A 12,624-nucleotide genomic window follows, 5' to 3' on the forward strand; every position below is an offset into this window, starting at 1 on the left:
AATGAGCGATTTAAGTAATTATAGAAAATCATACGAAAAAAGTGAATTGTTAGAATCGATGATCGATGAAAATCCGATGATGCAGTTTCAAAAATGGTTTTACGAAACTGAAGAATTTGGTGGAGTAGAAGAGGTGAACGCTATGACAATTTCAACGATTGGTTTAGACGGGTTTCCAAAATCGCGTGTGGTGTTGTTAAAAAAATACGATGAATACGGATTTACTTTTGTAACCAATTATGATTCTGAAAAAGGAAAAGCGTTGTTACAAAATCCACAAGTATGTTTGTCTTTTTTCTGGCCATCCCTTGAACGGCAGGTTATTATAAAGGGCATCGCCGAAAAACAAACACCAGCTTATTCTGAAGGGTATTTTCATTCACGCCCCAAAGGCAGTCAGTTGGGAACTGTAGTATCACCACAAAGTCAGGTCATTCCCAACCGCGAATTTTTAGACAGCAAATTAAAAGATTTAGAAAAACAATTTGAAAATGCAGATGTTGCTAAACCAGAAAACTGGGGTGGTGTCTTGGTAAAACCCGTTTCTATCGAATTCTGGCAAGGTCGTCCTAACCGTTTGCACGATCGCATCAGATACACGCTTACTCCTTCAGGCAACTGGATTATTGAACGATTAGCACCATAACTATACTAATTCAAAAAGGTTCTTAACCTAAATTAAGCATATTGATAGTTAAAATTACGAAATTTGTATATCAATATAATGGTTATGAACGAATTAAAAAAATATACAGATCAATTCAAGACACGTGAAAAATTACAACCTGTATTTTTTATCGGTCACGGTTCTCCAATGAACGGAATTGAGCAAAATATATTCTCAAAAAAGTGGCAGGAAATTGGAAAATCTATAGATTTACCCTGTGCAGTTTTAGTTGTTTCAGCTCACTGGTTGTCGCGTGGCACACTTATTACGGCAATGAGCGAGCCTAAAACCATTCATGATTTTGGCGGCTTTCCACAAGAATTATTCGATGTTCAATACCCGGCGCCTGGAAGTCCGTTTTTAGCTGAGGAAACGACAAAATTAATTACTTCTACAAATGTTGGTTTAGACCATGATTGGGGATTAGATCACGGTACCTGGACGGTTGTTCGGCACATGTTTCCCGATGCCAACGTGCCTGTTTTACAATTAAGTATCGATTATTACCAGCCGGCTTCTTATCATTACAATCTGGCAAAAGAGTTGTATTCACTAAGAAAACGAGGTGTTTTAATTATTGGCAGTGGAAATATGATTCACAACCTTCGCATGATCGATTGGAACAATATGTCAACTCCGGGCTTTGGTTATGATTGGGCACAATCTTTAAACGAAACCCTTAAAAAGAAAATTATTTCTAAAGAGCATCAATCATTGATTGCTTATCACAGTATGGGCGAGGCGGCAAAACTGGCAATTCCCACACCGGATCATTATTACCCAATGCTTTACTCACTGGCTTTAATGGACGACAAAGATGATGTGGAAATTTTTAATGATGAATACGTTGGCGGTTCATTAAGCATGACCTCCTTCCGTTTTGGATAAAATGGTATATTTGTCAAAAATTGCAGATGAAATCTATTATAACTATTCTTTTTATCGTTTTAAGCTCGAATATTTTTGCACAACCTAAAACGGTTTTAAACCAGACAGCGTATGATTTTTGGCTGAATGAGCCCAATGAACTTACTGAAAAAATGCCCTTGATTGTCTTTCTTCACGGCAAAAGTTTGTCCGGTACCGATATTAATCGTGTGAAACGCTATGGCGCTTTAAAAGGAATTGAAAAAGGATTGAATATACCTGCTTATCTGGTAGCTCCGCAATTACCTTCAGGACCCTGGAATGCTGATAAAATTGATGAAATTGTCAGTTATATGATTAAAAATCACAGTATTGATGAATCTCGAATTTATGTTACTGGTATGAGTTTAGGATCTTACGGAACCATGAAATATGTTGGGCAATATCCTGACAGAATAGCAGCTGCCGTATCGATTTGTGGTGGTGGCGATGTAAACGATGCTTGTAATTTAGCTCAAGTTCCCATAAAAGTAATTCATGGTGATAAAGATTTCATTGTTCCACTTTCTGAATCAAAAAAAATTGTCAATGCCATAAAGAAATGCAACAATCAGGCACCGGTTGAATTTGAGATTGTTAAAGGCGGAAATCATGGCAGTGTAGAAGATTTATACCGCCATAAAGAATTGTATGATTGGTTATTACAGCATACAAAAGAAAATAATTTGTAATAATAATCTTTTTTTATTTTTTGAACAATTTATACTGCAACTTTTTAAAAACCAATTGGTCAACAGGTAAAGAAAAAGGATTTTCTCCGTCAATTGCTATCCAGCTAACCTCCTGAATATTCGTATCTAAAATTTGTAAATTGTCACTATCCAAAATAGTTGCGTAGAAATACAACATTAAAAGTTGTTTGTTATCTTTTGCCAATGATTTTACAAAATGTTCCTGAATATAGAAAGCGTCACCCACTTCAATTTGTAAATTGAGTTCTTCTTTAAATTCGCGTTTCAAACATTCAGCGGTACCTTCTCCAAATTCCAATCCACCGCCGGGTAGTTTTGTTACCATTTTTCCGGCAAATGGTTCTTTTAATGTTAAAAGTTTATTGTTTAAAATGCACAACGCATAGACACGGACATTAAATCCTTTTAAATTTTGAATTTCCATTGTTCAAAATTAAAACATTTGTTGAATTGTTCATTGCTTGATTTCAAAAAATAATATCGGTGAATTAAACGATATTTATAATTATAGGGTTTTAAACAGATATTTTTAATTATCTGATAAAAAGCAGATAAAATTATTGTTTCTAAACCTAAAAATAAATATATTTACTAAAAAAATGATTGCAATAATAACAGGCGATGTTGTCCATTCTCGTTCATTAGCACCTGAAAAATGGCTGAATCACTTAAAAAAAGGATTGATGTTGTTCGGAAATCCACCCGCTGATTGGGAAATTTACCGGGGAGACGGTTTTCAGTTAAAAACATCGTGTCAGGAAGCTTTGTTACATGCTATTTTACTAAAAGCGTGGATTAAACATTTCAAAGAAATTGATGTTAGATTAAGTATTGGCATTGGCAAAGAAACTTTTGTTGGAACTAAAGTTACAGAAGGTAATGGAACTGCTTTTGAGCTTTCGGGCGAAGGATTTGATGCGTTAGAAAAGAAAAATTTAATTTTACTTACCGAAGATAAATTGCTGAACGACACTTTTAGGGTAGTTATTGATTTAGCTTTGTTGGTGATGGATAAATGGACAGAAAAATCTGCTGAAGTTCTGTTCATCAAATTAAGAAATCCTAAGTTGAATCAAACCAAAATTGCTCAAATGCTCAATAAAAAACAAGGTACTATTAGCGAGGCACTAAAAAGGGGCGGTTATGATGAAATTGAACAACTTATAAATTTTTACAACCAAATAATGAAACAGTATGTGGCTACTTCTTCTTAAATTTTTAACGGCGCATTTTTTAGGAGATTTTGTTTTTCAGACCAGAAAAATGGTTCAAAACAAAAAAAAGCCAGTATATTTTTTAGCTCACATTGCTATTCATGCATTCTTGCTGTGTGTGTTCTTATTCAATGACAACATGTGGTGGGCAATTATATTTGTGGTTTTGTTTCACGCTTTATTTGATTGGTTAAAATTAAAACTGACAAAAAAGATTAAAATTCCAGTCTTATTTTTAGTTGATCAACTACTGCATATTTTAACCATTACTACTGTTTTAATCGTTTTTTCTACTTTAAGAATTTCATTCGATTTTATAAATCAACCCGAATTCTGGCTGATTTTAATAGCAATAGTTTTGGTAACTCAGGTAACGGCAGTTTTCATCAGGATTTTGTTGTCGCCCTATCAAAACCATAAAAAGATTACCCCATTAAATGATACGGATCAAAAAGTATTATTCAACGCAGGAAAATATATTGGAATTTTAGAACGATTATTTATTTTTGGCTTCGTAGTGGCAAATTTCTGGGAAGGCATTGGTTTTCTACTCGCCGCAAAATCAATTTTCAGATTTGGAGATTTAAACAATGCTAAAGAACGTCATTTAACAGAATATGTTTTAATTGGAACTTTCTTAAGTTTTGGTAGTGCTATCGTTGTAGGTCTAATTTTCAATCATGTTATAAAAAATCTGTTATGAATAATATAGAAGACTTTCGCAATTACTGCTTGTCGTTTAAAGGTGTAACCGAAAAATTCCCCTTTGATGAAAGCACATTGGTATTTTACGTCATGAACAAAATGTTCTGTCTGGTTGATATTGAAGCGTTTGATTATTGCAATTTAAAATGTGATCCTGAGGAAGCGGAAGAATTGCGGGCTCAATACAATGGCATAAAACCAGGATACCACATGAGTAAAAAACATTGGAACAGTGTTTATTTTAATAGTGACATTTCTGAAAACCAAATCAAAGAAATGGTCGTAAAGTCTTATGATTTAGTTGTTAAGGGGTTAACAAAAAAAGACAGAGCTTTGTTAGAAACTATACAATAGAAAAATCAATCCAATAAATACAAATACTCTAAACCATAGCGATCTGTAATTTTTTTACCACTTACTTTTCGCATATCCGCATTAGGGTTGTCAATAAAATTGGGTAGTGGAGATAAATTTAATTTGTTGGCTTCTCGAGTATAAAAATCTCTGCGATTGTGTTCTATGGGGGCAACTATATTAAAAATTTCATTGGGAATATTGCTTGTTAGCATGCGCTCCATAAAACGGATAATATCATTTCTATGTACCATGTTTACAGGATTATTTGCGTCTTCAACAAGGTCTTTCTTTACTATAAATCGCACAGGGTGACGGTCTTCACCAATCAATCCGCCCAAACGAAGAATGGAAGCATTAAAATTTAGGTTGTTTAAAAGCAATTGTTCAATGGTTACAATTTGTCGATCCATTTCAGAAACCGGGACAATCGGTGTATTTTCATCTACTATACCTCTCAGCGAAAGATAAACCGTAGTAGAGCTGGTAAAAATAACTTCTTTAATTTGGTGTTTTTTAATAAATGGAAGAACATATTTTATTTTATCGACATAATTTTCTTCGATATTTTGTGTTCTTCCGGGTGGAACAGTAATAATCAGCAAATCGGTTTCGGCAAGTAGTTGGTCTAAACCATTATTGGCGGTATCACCAATGGTTATTAGAAAAGCATCAATATTATTTTCTTTAAAAAACAAAAGTTTTTCTGTTGTTGTGGTCGAAACTTTAACCTGATGTCCGTTGGCTTTAAGCTGTAAAGCTAACGGGCTGCCCAACCATCCGGCACCGAGTATGCTGATTTTTTTCATAATTTAAAACTGATTGATTGTTTGACGAATGGCAACCAGTTTTTTCATTAATGGTTCAAAATAATCTAAATGCAACATATTGGCTCCATCGCTTTTGGCATTTTTAGGATCAAAATGTGTTTCAATAAAAATTCCATCTGCTCCTACAGCTATTCCGGCTTTGGCAATTGTTCCAATTAAATCGGGTCTTCCACCGGTTACGCCACTTGTTTGATTGGGTTGTTGTAAAGAGTGGGTAATGTCTAAAACCGTTGTGGCATATTGCTGCATTGTTGGAATACCACGGTAATCAACAATCATATCCTGATAACCAAACATTGTACCCCGATCGGTTAACATAATGTTTTCATTGTTACAGTCTAAAACCTTTTGTACGGCGTGTTTCATACTTTCAGGACTCATAAATTGTCCTTTTTTCAGGTTCACTGTTTTGCCTGTTTTCGCAGCTGCTACAACCAAATCGGTCTGGCGGACTAAAAATGCAGGAATCTGTAAGACATCAACATAAGCGGCAGCCATTTCGGCATCGCTGCTTTCGTGTATATCGGTAACGGTTGGTACATTAAATTCTTTAGAAACTTTTTCAAGGATTTTCAGTGCTTTTTCATCTCCAATTCCGGTAAATGAATCAATTCGTGAACGATTAGCTTTTTTAAAAGACCCTTTAAAAACCAATGGTATTTTTAAATGATCGGTAATAGTAACTAATTTTTCGGCAATTTTAAAAGCCATTTCTTCTCCTTCAACGGCACACGGTCCTGCCAGTACAAAAAAATTGTTGCTGTCAAGGTTTTTAATATTGGGTATGTTTTGTAAGTTCATTATTTTCTTTTTTTAGTGTTATTCACAACTATATTTGTTGTATTAGGATTTGATTTTGTTTTAAAAACCCAGGCATATAATGCCGCATATATTACTCCTAAAGACAGGCTGTTCATCACACCTTGGCGAATAGCAAAGTTTATATTGTGTATCAATTCTAAACTTTCGCGTGTTTGTCTGCCTTTTGCCATTTGATATTCGATCATATTATTAAAATAATCCGGAGAAATATTCTCGTAAATAATATATTGTGCAATAGGACTTAAAATGGTTAGTAAACCGGTTAATATCAGTCCAAACTTAAAAGCACTTTTAAATTCCCATACGGCGCCTTTACCTAAAGATTTTTTTTTATCAACAAAAGCAATTGCCCACAAAAAAGTTAAAATAACGTAATAAATTGCAGGTATTAAAATATTGCTGAAATCTTTATGATAACCTAAAGCCTGTTTTAAGGCAGCCCATAAGCATGTAAAAGCAGTAATAATGCCTGCCCATTTAAGTTCGATACCTATTTTGTTCATTGTACTTTAAAAGTTTTAACAAAAATAATCAAACTTTTAGCACAAAAAAAATGCTTAATCATAAAAATTACTTAATGATTTTTTTTATATTTAGTAAAAAATAAGCGCTTTTTTTAAAACAATTGCTAAAATAGATGAATATGAAAAAGTTAATATTAATTCGACACGGAAAATCGTCTTGGGGTATGCCCGTAAAAGATCACGGAAGACCATTAAACAATAAAGGAATTAAAAATTCTAATCTTATTTTTGAACAAATTCAAACAAAACTTCCAGAACGGTTTTTGGTATGGTCAAGTACGGCAAAACGTGCGCGCGATACGGCGAAAATCTTTAATGAAGTGCTAAACATTCCACAAGAATTAACCATTTTAAACGACGATTTATATACATTTGACGAGGCTATTTTAACCAAAACAATAAAGAATTGTAATGATTCTGTTCCAAGCCTGATTATTTTTGGACATAATAATGCAATTACAGATTTTGTTAATAAATTTGGAAACAAATTCATTGAAAATGTTCCAACATCCGGCGTGGTGATCATTGAATTTCCCCAGGAAAACTGGAACAATATTAGCAATGGAAAAACCGTTACAACACTGTTTCCAAAAGATTTAGTAAATGCAGATTAACCAACCAAAATATATTGACCGCGAAAAAAGCTGGCTGGCTTTTAACGAGCGTGTTTTACAGGAAGCTGCCGACCGTACAGTTCCACTTTTAGACCGTTTGCGGTTTTTAGGAATTTTTTCAAACAATCTTGATGAATTTTTTAGGGTAAGATATGCCACCGTACGTAGAATTTCTATATCAAAAAATCACGGAAAAAAACTGATTAATAACGTTAATGCAAAAACATTATTGCAGGATATTACCGAAATTGTGATTAAATTACAGACAAAAAGTCTTGAAATTTTAAATGAAATAGAAACCGAGTTGGAAAACGAAGGTATTTTTATTGTTGATGAAAATCAGGTTGATACCGATCAAATTGAATTTATCCGTGATTTTTTTACACATAAAGTAAGTCCTGATTTGGTAACCATTATCCTGAATGATTTAGATGAATTTCCCATTATTCGTGATTCTTATGGATATCTGGCAGTTAAATTGGTGAAAAAATCGGGTGAAGATTCGCACAAATCAATAAAAAAACGTACCCGATACGCTTTAATAGAAATTCCTGCACAAATAAACCGTTTTGTTGAACTTCCAAAAAAAGACGGTAAACAATACATTATTATGCTTGATGATGTGATCAGAATTAATTTGGATAACATCTTTTCTATTTTTGAATTTGAAAGTATTTCGGCACACATGATTAAAATCACCCGTGATGCAGAGTTGGATTTTGATTCAGATTTACACAAATCGTTCCTTGAGAAAATATCAAATTCAGTACGCGACCGCAGAGTGGGCGAGGTGGTTCGGTTTGTTTACGACAGTACGATAGACAAAGATACATTGGATTTTTTCCTTGATAAAATGGATATTGAAGCGGTTGACAGTATTATCCCGGGAGGACGATACCACAACCGCCGTGATTATATGAGTTTCCCTAATTTAGGAAGAAACGACTTAATCACCGAAAAAATTCAACCATTACCAGTAAGTGGATTGACCTTGCAAGGCAGCTTGCTTCAGCAAATCAAAAACAAAGATTTTTTAATCCACACGCCTTTTCAATCGTTCAATTATATCGTGAAATTTTTGCGTGAAGCCGCTTTAGATCCTAAAGTAACAAGCATAAAAATTACATTGTACCGTTTAGCAAAAAATTCACAGATTATTTCATCGTTGATCAATGCGGCAAAAAATGGCAAGAAAGTTACGGTGCAAATTGAATTGCAGGCACGCTTTGATGAAACAAGCAATATTAATTATGCCGAAATTATGCAGGCAGAAGGTATCAAGTTGATTTTTGGCGTAAAAGGATTAAAAGTACATAGTAAGATTTGTGTTGTTGAACGTTTAGAAAGCAAAAAAATCAAGCGTTATGGTTTCATTTCAACAGGCAATTTTAATGAAAGCACTTCAGCTGTTTACACCGATGTTACGCTTTTAACTGCCGATGCACGTATCATGAAAGAAGTAAATAAGGTGTTTGAATTTTTTGAAGTAAACTATAAAATTTACCGATACAAAGATTTAATTGTCTCGCCACATTATACCCGCTTAAAATTTACAAAGCTAATTGATGAGCAAATAGAAAAAGCTTTAGACAATAAGCCGGCAATGATACGTTTGAAAATGAACAGTTTATCAGATTATAAAATGATTGATAAGCTGTATGACGCAAGCCGTGCCGGAGTTAAAATACAATTGATTGTTCGTGGTATTTGCTGTTTAATACCCGGAATACCTGGATTAAGTGACAATATAGAAGCAATCAGTATTGTAGATAATTTATTGGAACATTCGCGCATTTATATTTTTGGAACAGATGAAGACGCAAGAGTTTATATTTCATCTGCCGATTTTATGACCCGAAATATAGACGAAAGGGTAGAAGTAAGTTGTCCGGTATATGACAACGATATAAAAACCGAATTAATAGATACTTTTAAAATATATTGGAAAGGAAATGTGAAGGTTCGTTTGCATTCTGAACGCTTAGAAAACCGTTACCGACGCTTGGGAGAAGAGCGTTTTAAGGCACAAGACGAACTTTACAATTACTACCGGAATAAAATTGATGTTGTTTTAGATTAATGATAAAGATAAAAAAATACGCAGCCATTGATATTGGTTCAAACGCCATGCGTTTGCTGATATCAAATGTTATTGAAGAGGAAAATAAGCCCACACAATTTAACAAAAGTCATTTAATACGCGTGCCCATACGTTTAGGGCAAGACGCTTTTACCGTTGGAGAAATTTCTGAAGAAAATTCAGACCGAATGATAAAAGCAATGAAGGCTTTTAAGTTGTTAATGGATGTTTATAAGGTTGAAAAATATGCAGCTTGTGCCACATCGGCAATGCGCGAGGCATATAACGGCAATGAATTGGTAAATGAAATAGTTTCTAAAACCGGAGTGAAAATTGATATTATTGAAGGTAAAACAGAAGCCGCCATTATAGCAAATTCAGATTTAGAATCTTTTATAAAAAAAGACGGACATTATCTATATGTTGATGTTGGTGGCGGAAGTACGGAATTCACTGTTTTTTCTAACGGAAAACAAATCGTATCAAAATCTTTTAAAAACGGAACCGTAAGATTGTTGAACAATATGGTAACCGAAAGTGTTTGGATCGAAATTGAAAAATGGATTAAAACCCACACGCACGATTTAGAAGGTTTGGAAATTATTGGTTCAGGCGGAAATATTAATAAAATATTTAAAATGTCAGGTAAACCCAATGATAAGCCACTAACACAAAGCTATTTGATGCAGCGTTTTAAATACCTTAATTCATTATCTTATGAAGAGCGTATATCAACATTAGGTCTAAACACAGACCGAGCCGATGTTATTATTCCTGCAATAAAAATATATGTCAACGCAATGAAATGGAGTAACGCAAAATATATCTACGTACCAAAAATTGGACTATCAGACGGAATTGTGAAAGCAATGTATTACAAAAACACAAAAATTAATGTAAATAAAATCCTTTAACAATGTTAAAGGATTTTTATTTATGTTAAAAACAATACCCGTTCTCGGCAATCACCTTAGAAGCAATGATTTCTCTTAATTCAATTACATTAGGATAGTTTTCATATTTGGTAAATCTGCGTAAGCCCATCAGCATCATGCGTTGCTCATCGCCTTCAGCAAAAGAAATAATTCCTTCTTTTCCTTTCTGGGCAATGGTTTCAACGGCGTTATACAGATACAATTGTGCCATGGCTATTTGTTCTTTCACTGTTTCTTTTCCTTTAGAATGAGCTAATTTTTCCGTTCTTAAAATGGTAGATTCTGCCATGTAAATCTCAATTAAAATATCAGCCGCCGCCAATAATAACTGTTGGTTTTCTTCTAATTCGGTACCGTATTTTTGAACTGCCGAACCGGCTACCATTAAAAAGGCTTTTTTAAGTTTTGCCAAAATTGCTTTTTCTTCTGCGAATAATTCATCATAATCTGGTGTTGTAAAATCGGGAATACCCATTAATTCCTCACCCACAGCCATTGCCGGACCTAAAAGATCAACATGACCTTTCATTGCTTTCTTTATAAGCATTCCCACAGAAAGTAATCGATTGATTTCGTTCGTTCCTTCATAAATACGGGTAATTCGGGCATCTCTCCAGGCACTTTCCATAGGCGTATCTTCTGAAAAGCCCATTCCACCAAAAATCTGAATACCCTCATCGGCACAAATTTGTGCATCTTCTGACACCGCAACTTTTAAAACAGAACATTCAATGGCAAATTCTTCTACACCCTTTAATTCGGCTTCCTGATGCGAATTACCGTTTTCTAATCTCATTTTTATACGGTTTTCAATATCGCCTGCCGCTCTGTAAGTAGCCGATTCTCCTGCATAAGTACTGGTTGCCATATCGGCAATTTTTTTGCGGATGGCTCCAAAATTAGCAATCGGAGTTTTGAATTGAATGCGCTCGTTGGCATATTCTACTGCTTTAGAAACAATTCGTCGTTGAGAATCTAAACAAGCTGCGGCTAATTTAATACGACCGATGTTTAAGGCATTCATTGCGATTTTGAAACCTTCGCCACGTCCTGCCAACATATTTTCGACAGGAACAAGCGTATCGTTAAAAAATACCTGTCTTGTCGAACTTGCACGGATTCCCAATTTGTGTTCTTCTTCACCTAAGGTAATTCCGTTTGTGTTATTTGGATCGTATTCTACAATAAATCCGGTAATGTTTTTATCGTCTTCAATTCGGGCAAAAACAATCATTAAGTGACAAAAACCAGCATTGGAAATCCACATTTTTTGTCCGTTAATTTTGTAATGTTTGCCATCTTCGGTCAGTTCAGCTTTGGTTTTTCCGGAATTAGCATCCGAACCAGCTCCCGGTTCTGTTAAACAGTAAGACCCAAACCATTCGCCCGAAGCCAATTTTGGAACGTATTTTTGTTTCTGCTCTTCCGTTCCATATAAAGTGATAGGCATCGTTCCAATTCCTGTGTGTGCTCCGAAAGCTGTTGAGAATGATCCCGATGCGCCTGAAATGTAATCACAGGTAAGCACAGTAGAAGCAAAGCCCATACCTAAACCACCGTAAGATTCGGGCACAGCAACACTTAAAAAGCCGAGTTCTCCTGCCTTTTTCATTGATTCTTCGGTAAAAGCATAGTCTTTTTTCTCGAAGCGTTCTTTGTTTGGCCATAATTCCCGATCAACGAATTCTTGTACCGAATCACGCATCATTTTTTGTTCTTCTGTAAAATCCTCTGGTGTGAAGATGTTTTCTGCTTGGATTTCTTTAACGATAAATTGACCGCCTCTTGTTATGTTGTTTTCCATAATTTTGATTTTTAGAGAAAAGATGAAAGAGTCAAGAAGAAAGACCTTGTTGGTCTAACCTGTTGATAAATCCCAAAATCATCTTTTGTAGTTCTACAATTTTATTTTCTATTTCGTTTGTTTTAATTTCTGATATATAATTATTCTGTTTTGCTATTAGAAGTTGGGTTTGAAGTTCAAAAGAAGAACCAAGAGCAATATTCAAAAAGTGTTTAAAATGAATATTTCCTCTGTTTGAGCCTTCTGCAATGTTTGAAGAAACGGAAACAGCTGCTCTGTTCATTTGACTTGTCAAACCATATTGTTCTGTTTTTGGAAAATCAGAGCAAAGTTTATGAATGTCTGAAGCCACTTCCATTGCTAATATCCAAATTTTCAGATTTTTGAAATTATGTCTCATAGTCTTTTTCTTTTAGAGTTAATTAGAATCAAGAAACAAGAGTCAAGAAAAAAGAT

General features: G+C 34.4%; 15 protein-coding genes. 9 read left to right on the forward strand and 6 right to left on the reverse strand.

What is annotated here, in order from left to right:
* Position 1: 1 nt before the first annotated feature.
* The 3 genes from pdxH (at position 2) to BLW20_RS03510 (ending at position 2,265) form a co-directional block, all read left to right on the forward strand.
* Positions 2-646 (forward strand): pyridoxamine 5'-phosphate oxidase, encoded by a 645-nt coding sequence (gene pdxH, locus BLW20_RS03500; RefSeq protein ID WP_091096396.1) that lies wholly within the window; start codon positions 2-4, stop codon positions 644-646.
* Between the two features lie 78 nt (positions 647-724).
* A complete protein-coding gene (gene ygiD / locus BLW20_RS03505) occupies positions 725-1,555 on the forward strand; it encodes a 4,5-DOPA-extradiol-dioxygenase (RefSeq protein WP_218143507.1) in 831 nt (276 codons plus the stop codon).
* A 26-nt stretch (positions 1,556-1,581) separates the two neighbouring features.
* Positions 1,582-2,265 (forward strand): carboxylesterase family protein, encoded by a 684-nt coding sequence (locus BLW20_RS03510; RefSeq protein WP_091096400.1) that lies wholly within the window; start codon positions 1,582-1,584, stop codon positions 2,263-2,265.
* Positions 2,266-2,278: 13 nt separating this feature from the next.
* On the opposite strand, the gene BLW20_RS03515 is transcribed toward BLW20_RS03510, so the two are convergent.
* Positions 2,279-2,710 (reverse strand): NUDIX domain-containing protein, encoded by a 432-nt coding sequence (locus tag BLW20_RS03515; protein ID WP_245725268.1) that lies wholly within the window; start codon positions 2,708-2,710, stop codon positions 2,279-2,281.
* A gap of 175 nt (positions 2,711-2,885) precedes the next feature.
* Here BLW20_RS03515 and BLW20_RS03520 point away from each other — a divergent pair, with 175 nt between their 5' ends.
* The 3 genes from BLW20_RS03520 to BLW20_RS03530 are packed head-to-tail and all read left to right on the forward strand — an operon-like array spanning position 2,886 to position 4,559.
* Positions 2,886-3,500: a hypothetical protein gene (locus BLW20_RS03520; protein WP_091096402.1), complete on the forward strand. Its 615-nt coding sequence runs from the start codon at positions 2,886-2,888 to the stop codon at positions 3,498-3,500.
* Complete coding sequence (locus BLW20_RS03525; RefSeq protein WP_091096404.1) at positions 3,481-4,203, forward strand: DUF3307 domain-containing protein; 723 nt, start codon at positions 3,481-3,483, stop codon at positions 4,201-4,203. Before BLW20_RS03520 ends, BLW20_RS03525 begins: the two co-directional genes overlap by 20 nt.
* Positions 4,200-4,559: an MmcQ/YjbR family DNA-binding protein gene (locus BLW20_RS03530; RefSeq protein ID WP_091096406.1), complete on the forward strand. Its 360-nt coding sequence runs from the start codon at positions 4,200-4,202 to the stop codon at positions 4,557-4,559. Before BLW20_RS03525 ends, BLW20_RS03530 begins: the two co-directional genes overlap by 4 nt.
* A gap of 5 nt (positions 4,560-4,564) precedes the next feature.
* Here the strand turns inward: BLW20_RS03530 and BLW20_RS03535 are convergent, their stop codons facing one another.
* Genes BLW20_RS03535 through BLW20_RS03545 form a run of 3 tightly spaced genes read right to left on the reverse strand, consistent with a single transcriptional unit; the run spans position 4,565 to position 6,714 of the window.
* Positions 4,565-5,368 carry an NAD(P)H-binding protein gene (locus BLW20_RS03535; RefSeq protein WP_091096408.1) on the reverse strand — a complete coding sequence of 268 codons (804 nt, stop codon included), beginning with the start codon at positions 5,366-5,368 and terminating at the stop codon, positions 4,565-4,567.
* 3 nt (positions 5,369-5,371) lie between these two features.
* Positions 5,372-6,190 carry a 3-deoxy-8-phosphooctulonate synthase gene (gene kdsA, locus BLW20_RS03540; RefSeq protein WP_091096411.1) on the reverse strand — a complete coding sequence of 273 codons (819 nt, stop codon included), beginning with the start codon at positions 6,188-6,190 and terminating at the stop codon, positions 5,372-5,374.
* Complete coding sequence (locus BLW20_RS03545; protein WP_091096413.1) at positions 6,190-6,714, reverse strand: DUF4199 domain-containing protein; 525 nt, start codon at positions 6,712-6,714, stop codon at positions 6,190-6,192. Before BLW20_RS03545 ends, kdsA begins: the two co-directional genes overlap by 1 nt.
* Positions 6,715-6,854: 140 nt before the next feature.
* Between BLW20_RS03545 and BLW20_RS03550 the strand changes: the two genes are divergently transcribed.
* Genes BLW20_RS03550 through BLW20_RS03560 form a run of 3 tightly spaced genes read left to right on the forward strand, consistent with a single transcriptional unit; the run spans position 6,855 to position 10,343 of the window.
* The gene (locus BLW20_RS03550) at positions 6,855-7,349 is read left to right on the forward strand and encodes a SixA phosphatase family protein (protein WP_091096493.1); all 495 of its coding nucleotides are present in this window, start codon (positions 6,855-6,857) and stop codon (positions 7,347-7,349) included.
* Complete coding sequence (gene ppk1, locus BLW20_RS03555) at positions 7,339-9,429, forward strand: polyphosphate kinase 1 (protein WP_091096415.1); 2,091 nt, start codon at positions 7,339-7,341, stop codon at positions 9,427-9,429. Before BLW20_RS03550 ends, ppk1 begins: the two co-directional genes overlap by 11 nt.
* Entirely contained in the window at positions 9,429-10,343 is a 915-nt protein-coding gene (locus BLW20_RS03560; RefSeq protein ID WP_091096417.1) for a Ppx/GppA phosphatase family protein, read from the forward strand. The genes ppk1 and BLW20_RS03560 overlap by 1 nt, the downstream gene beginning before the upstream one ends.
* Positions 10,344-10,368: 25 nt before the next feature.
* Here BLW20_RS03560 and BLW20_RS03565 read toward each other — a convergent pair whose 3' ends face one another.
* Positions 10,369-12,168: an acyl-CoA dehydrogenase family protein gene (locus BLW20_RS03565; RefSeq protein WP_091096419.1), complete on the reverse strand. Its 1,800-nt coding sequence runs from the start codon at positions 12,166-12,168 to the stop codon at positions 10,369-10,371.
* Between the two features lie 31 nt (positions 12,169-12,199).
* Positions 12,200-12,568, reverse strand: a complete 369-nt coding sequence (locus BLW20_RS03570) for a four helix bundle protein (RefSeq protein ID WP_091096421.1) — start codon at positions 12,566-12,568, stop codon at positions 12,200-12,202.
* Between the last annotated feature and the right edge of the window lie 56 nt (positions 12,569-12,624).

The organism is Paenimyroides marinum (genome assembly GCF_900108395.1).
GTDB lineage: Bacteria > Bacteroidota > Bacteroidia > Flavobacteriales > Flavobacteriaceae > Flavobacterium > Flavobacterium marinum.

What these genes read in the sequence shown, in the direction of transcription:
- pdxH (WP_091096396.1), top strand. Translation starts at nt 2, where the DNA reads ATGAGCGATTTAAGTAATTATAGAAAATCATACGAAAAAAGTGAATTG.
- ygiD (WP_218143507.1), top strand. Translation starts at nt 725, where the DNA reads ATGGTTATGAACGAATTAAAAAAATATACAGATCAATTCAAGACACGT.
- BLW20_RS03510 (WP_091096400.1), top strand. Translation starts at nt 1,582, where the DNA reads ATGAAATCTATTATAACTATTCTTTTTATCGTTTTAAGCTCGAATATT.
- BLW20_RS03515 (WP_245725268.1), bottom strand. Translation starts at nt 2,710, where the DNA reads ATGGAAATTCAAAATTTAAAAGGATTTAATGTCCGTGTCTATGCGTTG.
- BLW20_RS03520 (WP_091096402.1), top strand. Translation starts at nt 2,886, where the DNA reads ATGATTGCAATAATAACAGGCGATGTTGTCCATTCTCGTTCATTAGCA.
- BLW20_RS03525 (WP_091096404.1), top strand. Translation starts at nt 3,481, where the DNA reads ATGTGGCTACTTCTTCTTAAATTTTTAACGGCGCATTTTTTAGGAGAT.
- BLW20_RS03530 (WP_091096406.1), top strand. Translation starts at nt 4,200, where the DNA reads ATGAATAATATAGAAGACTTTCGCAATTACTGCTTGTCGTTTAAAGGT.
- BLW20_RS03535 (WP_091096408.1), bottom strand. Translation starts at nt 5,368, where the DNA reads ATGAAAAAAATCAGCATACTCGGTGCCGGATGGTTGGGCAGCCCGTTA.
- kdsA (WP_091096411.1), bottom strand. Translation starts at nt 6,190, where the DNA reads ATGAACTTACAAAACATACCCAATATTAAAAACCTTGACAGCAACAAT.
- BLW20_RS03545 (WP_091096413.1), bottom strand. Translation starts at nt 6,714, where the DNA reads ATGAACAAAATAGGTATCGAACTTAAATGGGCAGGCATTATTACTGCT.
- BLW20_RS03550 (WP_091096493.1), top strand. Translation starts at nt 6,855, where the DNA reads ATGAAAAAGTTAATATTAATTCGACACGGAAAATCGTCTTGGGGTATG.
- ppk1 (WP_091096415.1), top strand. Translation starts at nt 7,339, where the DNA reads ATGCAGATTAACCAACCAAAATATATTGACCGCGAAAAAAGCTGGCTG.
- BLW20_RS03560 (WP_091096417.1), top strand. Translation starts at nt 9,429, where the DNA reads ATGATAAAGATAAAAAAATACGCAGCCATTGATATTGGTTCAAACGCC.
- BLW20_RS03565 (WP_091096419.1), bottom strand. Translation starts at nt 12,168, where the DNA reads ATGGAAAACAACATAACAAGAGGCGGTCAATTTATCGTTAAAGAAATC.
- BLW20_RS03570 (WP_091096421.1), bottom strand. Translation starts at nt 12,568, where the DNA reads ATGAGACATAATTTCAAAAATCTGAAAATTTGGATATTAGCAATGGAA.